The 9,619-nt window shown below is 65.0% G+C and carries 12 protein-coding genes and 1 pseudogene; 7 read left to right on the top strand and 6 right to left on the bottom strand.

Going from position 1 to position 9,619, the window contains the following annotated elements:
• Positions 1–15 precede the first annotated feature (15 nt).
• Positions 16–1,032, bottom strand: coding sequence for an AraC family transcriptional regulator (locus tag ACWEFV_RS06650; RefSeq protein ID WP_450069749.1), 1,017 nt, complete (start codon positions 1,030–1,032; stop codon positions 16–18).
• Positions 1,033–1,264: 232 nt separating this feature from the next.
• On the opposite strand from ACWEFV_RS06650, the gene ACWEFV_RS06645 reads away from it, so the two are divergent.
• The 3 genes from ACWEFV_RS06645 (at position 1,265) to ACWEFV_RS06635 (ending at position 3,484) form a co-directional block, all read left to right on the top strand.
• Positions 1,265–2,629, top strand: a complete 1,365-nt coding sequence (locus ACWEFV_RS06645; RefSeq protein WP_450069748.1) for a DUF1254 domain-containing protein — start codon at positions 1,265–1,267, stop codon at positions 2,627–2,629.
• 140 nt (positions 2,630–2,769) lie between these two features.
• Positions 2,770–3,030, top strand: coding sequence for a hypothetical protein (locus ACWEFV_RS06640; protein WP_135451784.1), 261 nt, complete (start codon positions 2,770–2,772; stop codon positions 3,028–3,030).
• A 169-nt stretch (positions 3,031–3,199) separates the two neighbouring features.
• Complete coding sequence (locus ACWEFV_RS06635) at positions 3,200–3,484, top strand: hypothetical protein (RefSeq protein WP_450069542.1); 285 nt, start codon at positions 3,200–3,202, stop codon at positions 3,482–3,484.
• An 88-nt stretch (positions 3,485–3,572) separates the two neighbouring features.
• Here the strand turns inward: ACWEFV_RS06635 and thiD are convergent, their stop codons facing one another.
• On the bottom strand, positions 3,573–4,385 hold the full coding sequence (gene thiD, locus ACWEFV_RS06630; protein ID WP_450069541.1) for a bifunctional hydroxymethylpyrimidine kinase/phosphomethylpyrimidine kinase: 813 nt from the start codon (positions 4,383–4,385) through the stop codon (positions 3,573–3,575).
• A gap of 91 nt (positions 4,386–4,476) precedes the next feature.
• On the opposite strand from thiD, the gene ACWEFV_RS06625 reads away from it, so the two are divergent.
• Together ACWEFV_RS06625 and ACWEFV_RS06620 are read left to right on the top strand one after the other, a co-directional pair.
• Positions 4,477–5,319, top strand: coding sequence for a PhzF family phenazine biosynthesis protein (locus ACWEFV_RS06625; protein WP_450069540.1), 843 nt, complete (start codon positions 4,477–4,479; stop codon positions 5,317–5,319).
• A 270-nt stretch (positions 5,320–5,589) separates the two neighbouring features.
• Positions 5,590–5,979: a hypothetical protein gene (locus tag ACWEFV_RS06620; protein ID WP_450069539.1), complete on the top strand. Its 390-nt coding sequence runs from the start codon at positions 5,590–5,592 to the stop codon at positions 5,977–5,979.
• Here ACWEFV_RS06620 and ACWEFV_RS06615 read toward each other — a convergent pair.
• Entirely contained in the window at positions 5,955–6,290 is a 336-nt protein-coding gene (locus ACWEFV_RS06615) for a hypothetical protein (protein WP_450069538.1), read from the bottom strand. The two genes, ACWEFV_RS06620 and ACWEFV_RS06615, sit on opposite strands and share 25 nt — an antisense overlap.
• Between ACWEFV_RS06615 and ACWEFV_RS06610 the strand changes: the two genes are divergently transcribed.
• Positions 6,267–6,641, top strand: coding sequence for a hypothetical protein (locus ACWEFV_RS06610; protein ID WP_450069537.1), 375 nt, complete (start codon positions 6,267–6,269; stop codon positions 6,639–6,641). The two genes, ACWEFV_RS06615 and ACWEFV_RS06610, sit on opposite strands and share 24 nt — an antisense overlap.
• Here the strand turns inward: ACWEFV_RS06610 and ACWEFV_RS06605 are convergent.
• A pseudogene (locus tag ACWEFV_RS06605) lies at positions 6,607–7,155 on the bottom strand (VOC family protein). The gene ACWEFV_RS06610 and the pseudogene ACWEFV_RS06605 overlap by 35 nt on opposite strands.
• A gap of 39 nt (positions 7,156–7,194) precedes the next feature.
• Positions 7,195–7,677 (bottom strand): DUF6194 family protein, encoded by a 483-nt coding sequence (locus ACWEFV_RS06600; RefSeq protein ID WP_450069536.1) that lies wholly within the window; start codon positions 7,675–7,677, stop codon positions 7,195–7,197.
• A gap of 45 nt (positions 7,678–7,722) precedes the next feature.
• Here ACWEFV_RS06600 and ACWEFV_RS06595 point away from each other — a divergent pair, with 45 nt between their 5' ends.
• The gene (locus tag ACWEFV_RS06595) at positions 7,723–8,427 is read left to right on the top strand and encodes a MerR family transcriptional regulator (RefSeq protein WP_450069535.1); all 705 of its coding nucleotides are present in this window, start codon (positions 7,723–7,725) and stop codon (positions 8,425–8,427) included.
• Here ACWEFV_RS06595 and ACWEFV_RS06590 read toward each other — a convergent pair.
• Entirely contained in the window at positions 8,424–9,587 is a 1,164-nt protein-coding gene (locus ACWEFV_RS06590) for an LLM class flavin-dependent oxidoreductase (RefSeq protein WP_450069534.1), read from the bottom strand. The genes ACWEFV_RS06595 and ACWEFV_RS06590 overlap by 4 nt on opposite strands.
• Positions 9,588–9,619 lie beyond the last annotated feature (32 nt).

The raw sequence follows: 9,619 nt of genomic DNA, 5'->3' as shown, positions 1-9,619 counted from the left end.
CATGGCCATCGAGTGTCAGGTGTCGGTCGCGGGGCCTGTGCGGGCGTGGCGGTAGGCGGTGGGAGTGCTGTTGAACCAGCGTTTGCAGGATCGGGTGAGCACGCTTTGTTCGGCGTAGCCGAGGTGGCGACAGATCTGGTTCAGACTCAGATCGGTGTCGAGCAGTAGGCGGTGGGCGATGTCGCGGCGGGCCTGATCGAGCAGCTCGGCGAAGGTGGTGCCTTCGTCGGCCAACCGGCGGCGCAGTGTTTTGGGGTGCAGGCCGAATTGGCGCGCGGCCACCTCGGCGGTGAGATTTCCGGTGGGCAGCAATTGGCGGATGACGCTGCGCAGGGTGTCGGCCAGGCCGCGCGTGTGCTGGCCCTTGGTAGTGGACAGGTAGTTGAGGGCGAGTTGGTGGGCGAGGACGTCGTGGCTGAGCGGTCGTTGCAGATCAGTTGCGCGCACGCTGAATCCGGCGATCGGCTCGTTGAACTGTGGTGGGCAGCCGAAGTAGCGGCGATAGTCAGTTGTTGTGCTCAGCGCGGGATGGGGCAGGTGTACGGCCACGGGCCGGTAGGTGGTGCCCAGATACAGATGCAGCACCCGTAGCGTGACACCGAGGGCCAGTTCGATGGCCTGCGCCTGCGGGGGTGGCGGATTGAGCAGGAAGTCGAATTCGAACCGGCCCAGCGCAGGATCGGGATGGGCACTGATGCGCGTTTTGATGCCGGGACTGTAGGTGTCCATGTAGGTGTCGACGATGGCGAAGGCGTCGGCGACGGTGGACGCGGTGCGGGCCGCGACGCCGACTGGGCCGAGGATGTCGATGCTCTGGCGCAGCGCGAGCTGGCGACCGATGTCAGCCACATTGAGGACCACGGCGGCATCCTCCATGGCAGCAATGGCGTTGCGCAGCGGGATGAACCGGTCACGCTGGCCAACGTCGTCGGGATCGATGTTGGCCAGTTCGAGTATGGCTTCAGGGTCGCCGCCATGGGCGGTCACCAGCGGCGAAAAGCCGGTCAGGCACGAGCCCCGGATCAACAGCATGTCCATAACGGTCAAGAAGATGTCCAGATATGTCAAGACGGCGGTGACCTTTTACAGCAAAGATCATCGGGGCCCGGTTCACCGCCGACGGTGATATGGGGACGGGCCGGTGTGATTCGGCGACCCCGGCGCGGCACGCCGAGCGGTCCAGGTGAAGGGGTCCGAGTTGAAGCTCTCTGGTTCGTGGCGGCGGTGGTCGAGTGCGCTTGCCGTGGTGGCGGTTTCGGCGGCAATGGCGGGATGCAGTGGCGATGGCGGATCCGACGACCGTGGCGAGGTGAGTTTGGAGCAGATCCGTGAGATCGCGAAGCAGGCCTACATCTACGGGTATCCGATGGTCGACAACTACCGGATTCAGCACTCGTATTTCGTCAATCACACCAGCCCGCAGTATGTCGGTGGCTGGAATGAGACCCACTCCGATAGCCGGGTATACACGCCGGCCGACACCACGGTGCAGACCCCTAATTCCGATACGCCGTATTCGATGCTGGGCGCGGACCTGCGTGCCGAACCGTTGGTGTTGACGGTCCCGCCGATCGAGAAGGACCGCTATTTCTCGATCCAGTTCATCGACGCCTACACCTACAACTTCGCCTATGCGGGCAGCCGGACCACCGGCAACGGTGGCGGCAAGTTCCTGCTCGCGGGTCCCGGATGGACCGGTGAGAAGCCCGCCGGTGTCGATGAGGTGCTGCACGCCGACAGTGATTTCGTGTTGGCGGTGTACCGGACGCAGTTGTTCGGCCCTGACGACATCAACAATGTCAAGGCCATCCAGGCCGGCTACACCGTGCAGCCGCTGTCGGGATTCCTCAAGCAGCAGCCCCCGGCCGCCGCGCCGAAAGTCGACTTCGTCGCGCCGCTGAGTATCGACGAGCAGAAGGGTTCCCCGAAGTTCTTCGAAGAACTCAACTTTGTCCTGAAGTACGTGCCCGTCCTGGATTCGGAAAAAGACCTGCGCGCCAAGTTCGCCTCCATCGGGATCGGCTCCGACGGTGATTTCAACGCCGAGAAGCTGAGCCCGCAGCAGCGCGACGCGTTCCAGGGGGCTATCACCGATGCCTGGAAGGAATTCGACGGGCTGCAGGCCAAGGTCGCCGACGGCAAAGTCACCTCCGGTGATCTGTTCGGCACCCGGGAGATACTCGGTGACAACTACCTGTACCGGATGGCCGGCGCGGTAATCGGAATCTACGGCAACACCAAAGCCGAAGCGATGTATCCGATCTTCGCCACGGACTCCACCGGTGCACCGCTGGACGGTGCCAACAACTACACCTACCGGTTCGCGCCCGGACAGCTGCCACCCGTCAAGGCGTTCTGGTCGCTGACCATGTACCGGATGCCGCAAAGCCTGCTGGTGGCCAACCCGATCAATCGGTACCTCATCAACTCGCCGATGCTGCCCAGCCTTAAAGCCGACCCTGACGGCGGCTACACCATCTACATCCAGAACCAATCGCCCGGCCCGGACAAGGAATCCAACTGGCTACCCTCACCGGAAGGTGCGTTCCAGGTCGTCGAACGTCTGTACTGGCCCGAAGAAGCCGCCCTCAACGGCACCTGGCAAGCACCCAAACCGGAGAAGGTCTAGGAACCGGTTCACGCGGCATGCGGCCGGGCGGGACCGCTGTCCGCAGTCATCACCGTTTCGAATCGCATTTGTATACGCCTGTGAGATAACGAGATCCGCTGGCGCCGGGTGGCTTTGACTACCAGAACACGGAGTATCCGATGAAGAAACACACTCTCACCCTCATCGCCACCACAGCGATCGGTCTCGCGCCGATCGCCGTGGCGCCCACTGCCGGCGCTGACGTCTGTGCCGGCGCCAGCGGACGACATTTCGCCGCAGGTGGCTGCACCAACATCGCCGGTGACGTCGCAACCGGCGCGGCGATCGCAGCAGCGCACGTACCCTACGTTCCCGGAGAAATCCCCTGCTACACGGTCGAAGGCGTGCCCTACTACACCCCACCCGGCGACCCCTGTTGACGCGTCATCGCGGACGTCGCCAGCGCCCTGTCCGGTAAGCCCTGGGCCGGCACTACGCAGCCAATAGGGCGCGAGTTCACACACCGGTGGACACCGGTGTGAACAGCTCCTTACCGGACGGATACGACCGGGAAACTGGATCGCCGAGGGACGCTGCCACCGTAAGGCGATGACGGCAGACCCTGTTGATCCACTCTGGCTCCGGCCGGTGGCCGTGCCTGCTCCGGTGGTGAACATGGCTCCGCGGGCCAGCGCCGATGTACGCCAGGCGCAGGCATTCATCGTGCTTCTCGAGGCTGAAATGGCCGACCTTCAATCGCAATTAGCCCGGATTGACGACCGTGTCAGGGCCGGCCGACCGGGAGCACAGCATCACCAGATGGCGGTGCGTACGCGACTCAACGAGGTGAGGCGCCTCCTCGACGCGCTCATCTTCCGGTTTCCGTCCGCCTGAGCTTCCGGTCGCCGATCGCGGCCTTTGCTGACGGCAATCTCCGTGACTACCCCCGCTGGGATCGCTGGATGAGGCCGGCTGGTAGCCCTCAGCTGCGCGCGAGGGAGTGTCCGGCTCCCTGCCACACGGTGTCGAACGGTGCGTTTCCACCAATCCGATCGATGATGCCGGCGGTGGTGAAGTCCTTGGCCAGGCGCACCGCTTCCGGGGCGCTCGCCCCCTTGGCCAGTGCGGCGGTGATCGCCGCTGCCAGCGTGCATCCCGCGCCGGCGACGCGGGCCTGTCCGACCTTCGGCGCGCGCAGGACCTCAGCCTCGTTGCCGTCGAAGAGGACGTCGACGGCGTCGTCACCGGGGAACTCGACCCCGCCCTTCACGACAACGTAGGTCGGGCCCAGGTCGGCGATGCGTCGGGCCGCCTCGACGAGGTCATCGATCGAGGAGATGGCGTCCATCCCGGCGAGGGTGCGGGCCTCGAACAGGTTCGGGGTGACGACGGTCGCCAGCGGCAGGATCTGACGGCGCAGTGCGGTGTCGGTGTCGAGTGCGGCGCCGGGCTCCTGCCCTTTGCAGATCAGGACGGGGTCCACGACGATGTGCCGCCAGGATTGGCGGGCCAGGGCCTCTGCGACGACGTCGATCGTTGCGGGAGTGCCGAGCATGCCGATCTTGACGACGTCGAGGTCGTACGCCGACGTCGCCGCCTCGATCTGATCTGCGATGACTTGCGGGTCGACCGGCACGAACCGGTGGCCCCAGTTCGCCTTGGGGTCGAACGACACGATGCACGTCACGGTGCCCACGCCGTAGGTACCGAACTCCTGAAAAGTGCGCAGGTCAGCTTGCAAACCGGCGCCGCCGGTGGCTTCGGATCCGGCGATGACATACGAGAGGTCGACCACGTGGGTGAGCGTACGCCAGGGCTACGAGCGTCCCACTGCAACTCGGCGGATACTGGCGTAGGTTGCTGCGCTCTTCGGAGGTGGGAGGACTATGCCGCGTCATCGTGCATTTGCCCAGGTCGATGTGTTCTCGCGAACCCCGTACCTCGGTAACCCGGTCGCGGTCGTGCTCGATGGCGAGGGGCTCGACGACGTTGCGATGCAACGGCTTGCACGCTGGACCAATCTGTCGGAGACGACCTTCGTGCTGCCCCCGACGAACCCCGAGGCCGACTACCGTCTGCGCATCTTCACGCCGGGCAGTGAACTGCCGTTCGCCGGGCACCCCACGCTCGGTTCCGCACACGCCTGGCTCGGACACGGCGGACAACCCCGGCGTGCGGGACGTGTCGTGCAGGAATGCGGTGCCGGACTCGTCGAGGTGCGGCAACGTGACGCCGAGCTGTACTTCCGGGCGCCACCGACCCTGCGGTCCGGACTTCTCGACGACGAGTATCTGGATCAGATCATCGACGCCTTCGGGCTGGCACGCACAGACGTCCTCGCGCACCAGTGGGCTGACAACGGTCCAGGCTGGGCCGTCCTCGTGCTGGACAGCGCGCAACGTGTGCTCGAACTGGAACCTGACTTGGCCCGGATTCCCGCCGCCATGGTCGGTGTCATCGGCGCATATCCGGCGGGATCCGCGCACGACTACGAGATGCGGACGTTCGCACCGGGCGTCGGCGTTCCCGAAGATCCGGTGTGCGGCAGCATGAATGCCTCAGTGGGGCAGTGGCTGACGTGCACCGGCGCGGCTCCGGCGGAATACCGGGTCGCCCAGGGGGCGCGGCTCGGCCGGGCCGGCGAGATCAGCGTGGTGGCTGAAACCGATGGCTCGGTCTGGGTCGGCGGTGCGACCACCACCTGCATCGAAGGTGTCGTGACCCTCTGATCTGTCAGTCACCGACGGGCGTTCGGCCACGAATGTTTTTGACAATTCAATAGTTTTTCGAAAGCGTGGCAGGTGACCGCTTGTTATGTTGCGGTGCGGGAGCCCAGATCCTCGTGGGGATCTCATCGATTGCTGGGTATGGCTCTGTCGCGGTGTGGATTCGTCGATGGAGACGCGAATTATGGCGTATTCCTACAGTTTCGAACCCTAGTGCGGAAGTCCTCTGGCAACCGCCAACATTAATTGAAGTTAGCTGATACCGTCGCGCTCATGAAGCTCGTGCAATGTATGGCCGCAGCCGCGGCTGCACTGGCGGTCTTTGGGGCCGCCGCATGCAGCAGTGCGTCCACTGATCAGGACCCGTCGACCACGCCCGTCCCGGGCACCTCGTCGCCCACCAATCCGGCCAGGTCACCAGGAGTCACCCATCCGGCTGCGCCTGGCGCGCCGAGTCAGCCGATGATGCCCAATCCGAACGGCGACGGTTCGATGGTGCCGTGCGAGGGGACCATCTGCACCAACCCGAACCATGGGGCCGGTGACAATCCGGAGGAAAATGGCGGGGCGGTGATGCCGAACCCTAATGGCGACGGCTCGGATGTGCCGTGTGAAGGCACCATCTGCACCAACCCCAATCACGGGGCCGGCGACGACGGGTAGGTCGTGCGCGCCGACACAGCCGGCGCCACCCAATCGCGCAGATAGGTACGCAGTTCGGAGTCTCGGCGTGACGGTCCGCCGGGGTCGATGATGAACGACTGCAGTGTCCGCAGCATGAACTCGACCAGCTGATCGAGCGCATCGCCGTCGAATCCGACTGCGGACCAATCGATGTCGAAACGCCGCAGGATCGACTTGCCGAATTCGATGGCGAGGTCGACGGGGTGTCCGCCGCGCAGTTCGGTGCGTGGTTCGACGGCCTCACCGCGACGAACGACGAGGCGGCCATGGTCCGGGCCTGCCCTGACCACTACCTGCTGCGGGCGCTGCCGGACGGGCGGCAGGAAGTCGTCGAGACCACCGGGGGATCGCCGACCCCGACCCGGTTCCTCGTCGACTATGCCGCGGCCGGTTCGGTCTCGGTGCCGGTGAAACCTGAGTACCCGGTGCAGATCGCCGGTCGGGCAGTCCTCGACGACGGGCTGGTCATCGGAGGGGTCCGCCACCAGTTCCGGGACCACGACGGCGCGATGGAGGCGCTCCTGGCGGTCGAGTTTCCCGGGCTGTTTCCCGCCCGCATGGTCGCCGCGCACCGCTGGCACCTGGCCGTCGAGTTCGGCAACTGGATCATCGCTGCAGGGGCCGCATCGCCTGCCGGGTGATGCCGGGCACCGAGTTCGCCAGGTCCGGGCGCTGCTTGCCGAAGGCCCGCATCGTTCGATAGAACGACCAGATCTGCGGTGGGGTCGGAACTTTCGGTACCCAGGCCAGTTCCCAGTGGATTCCGTTGATCGGGTCATCGAAGAACACCGCGTAGTAGCCGGGCCAGTACTGGGGGTAGTCCTTGGGTGCATCGGTGACCGGGAGATTCCTGGCGAGCAGGAATTCGCGATGAAAGCGGTCTACTTCCTTGCGATTTCGAGCCCACAGTGCGATGTGGTTGATCCCGACGGCCGGGTCGGGGTGGGTGAGTTTCTCCCCGGTGCGGGCCGGTTGGATTCCAATGTAGCTGTGCGGGTTGATGAATCGAGTCATGTAGTAGACCGACTGGTACTCCATGTTCAGCGACGAGAAGCTGTGGTACCCGAGCTAGCCGAGCATCGCGTCGTAGAACGCGATCGATTCGTCGTAGTCCAAGACCGCGAACTCGACATGACTTACTCCGCGCCACCGCATCCTGCCCCCCGGAGGGTTGACTACTACCGAATGTAGTACTCATGGGGCGTGCTGGGAAGTGCTGGACGCGCGGCGGATTGCTCGCCGGCGCGCCGCGTCGTGCGCCCCGCCGAGCAGGTTGACCGCCAACGCTTGAGTGTGTGCCCCCGGGTTGATGATCGAGATCCAGCCCTGGGCGCGATGGACCGGATGAGGGAGGACGGTGTCGACGGCGGTGAAGTCGACGGCGGTCGGGTCGACCCGAGGATCAGCGCCGACGACTTCGATGAAGGCGCTCCGGCCGACGTGGATGTTCAGCCGCCATCGGTCGGGTTGGTCGAGGTCACACGAAGTATCGTCGGGATAGTTCTTCGTGACAATGGTGGCGTAAGGCTGTTCTCGTTGCGGTACTTGACCGTTGGGTGCGAAGTAGAAGAAGTGGTCGCCCCAGGCGATCTGCGGGAACGGGCTGCCCGCTGTCGGTGCCAGTTCAAAGACGCCGTCGAAGCGTCGGATCATCTCCAGTAGCTGGTCCATACTCATGGTTGAAGTGTGCGGTTGAAGTCCTTATGGAGGGTTTGGAGCATCATGCTGACCGTCTCGGCGGTAGCGGCGGCGACCGGGTACTCGGTCCAGCAGATTCGTGACCTGGAGCGTCTCGGCGTCATCTCATCGGCGGTACGAGCGGACAACGGGTACCGGCAGTTCTCGACAACCGAGATTCGTGACCTACGTGCGTATCGCGATCTGGCCAACGCCGTGGGGCCGGCCGAGGCCCGTCGGTCGATGCGCGCAATCCGAACGGTGTCGCCAGGCGAAGCCGTAAACCTGGTGTGCTCGTTGCACATCGGGCTCAACAGGGAGCACGAACAGGCACTGGTCGCGCGTCAAGCGCTGGAGGCGATCCAGGGCGAGGCCGAGACTGAAGCTGCCCCGGTGGAAGCCGACGCGATGACCATCACCGAACTGTCACGGGCGCTCGGCGTTCGTGCCTCCACGCTCCGCTTCTGGGAGAAGGAGGGGCTGGTGAAGCCAGAGCGGATCACGAATCGGAGTGGATCGACCAGGCGCTATCAGCTTGAGGCCATCCGCGAGGCGCGCATCACGGCAGCTCTGCGGGCTGCCGGTTACCGCATCCCCGATGTTCAACGGGCGGTCGCGGCGATCCGGGACCTCGACGATGTGAATCGCTCACTCGAAGCGCTCGACAAGCGGTTGAAGTCGATCACTGAACGCACCCTTTCGCTCTTTCGCGCGGCATCGACTTTGGCTGAGATCATCCAATCCGCTTAGGTATCGGCCTTTTCGGCCTCGTACTTCTGCGCCATGTGGGTGATCGCATCGATCTGTGTCTGGGCCAGCTCGTCGCGCACTTGCCCGGCGCGCGCCGCGGCGTCCAGGGTCGGCTGGGCCTGCCCCTGGAAATGCGGCATGACTTCCTCGGCGAACAGCTCCGCCGAGCGTCGGGTGGCGGCGGGATTGGCCCAGTCCGCGGCCATCTGGAGCATGGATCCGAACCCGCCGGACTGGTCCCACAGTCGCTGCACCTGGGCGCGCGCCCGCTCCGGAGTTCCGATCACACCGGCGCCGCGATCGTTGATCATGTCGATCATCTCGTCGATATGGCCGCCCGGCATGGTCATCTGCGGGAATGCCGCAATCTTCTGGAAGTAGTTGAACCACGCCTCGATGCCGTAGCGGACCTCGGCGCGGGCCTGCGCGTCAGTCTCGGCGACGTGGAACGGGCCGACCAGCGACCAGTTGCTCCGATCGATCGTGGTGCCGAACGCCGCGGCGCGCTCCTCGGCGATGTTCCAGTGATGGCCCAGCGCATCGAAACCGGCCTCGCTCAGCGTGGCGCCGACCGACAGCAGGCCGATGCCATGCTTGCCGGCCAACCGGGCACCGGTGGGGGAGGCCACGGCGGCCACCGACAAAGGGATCCCACCTTCTGAGTACGGGGCCAGTTGCAGTTTCGCGTCGAACAGTTCGTGGGTGGGCGTCTTGGCGCTGACCGTTTCCCCGGCGAGCAGACGTACCAGGATGTCGAGGTTGGTTTCCAACAATTCGCGGGTATCGGTCGGGTTGAGTCCGATCATGGCCGAGTCGGTGGGCAGGGAACCGGGCCCGACGCCGCCGATGATGCGGCCGTGGGTGAGGTGGTCGAGCAGCATCAGCCGGTCGGCCGCCCACAGCGGGTTGTGATACGACAGCGAGATCACGCCGGTGCCGAACTTGATCCGCTTGGCTCGTGCGGCCGCCGCGGCGATGAACACCTCCGGCGAGCTGATGATCTCGCTGCCGGCGGAGTGATGTTCGCCGATCCAGACCTCGTCGTACCCGAGCGCGTCGAGGTGCTCGATGAACTCCAGGTCCCGGTGCAGGGCCAACGTCGGATTGATGCCCGCGCGATGGAACGGGGCGATGAAGAAGCCGAAGCGGAGTCGGGACACAGGGCCTCCTTGGCGCGAAGTGTGTTCGTCAG

It is taken from the genome of Mycobacterium sp. NPDC004974, assembly GCF_053600815.1.
This window is presented reverse-complemented; position numbering and strand designations above follow the sequence as displayed.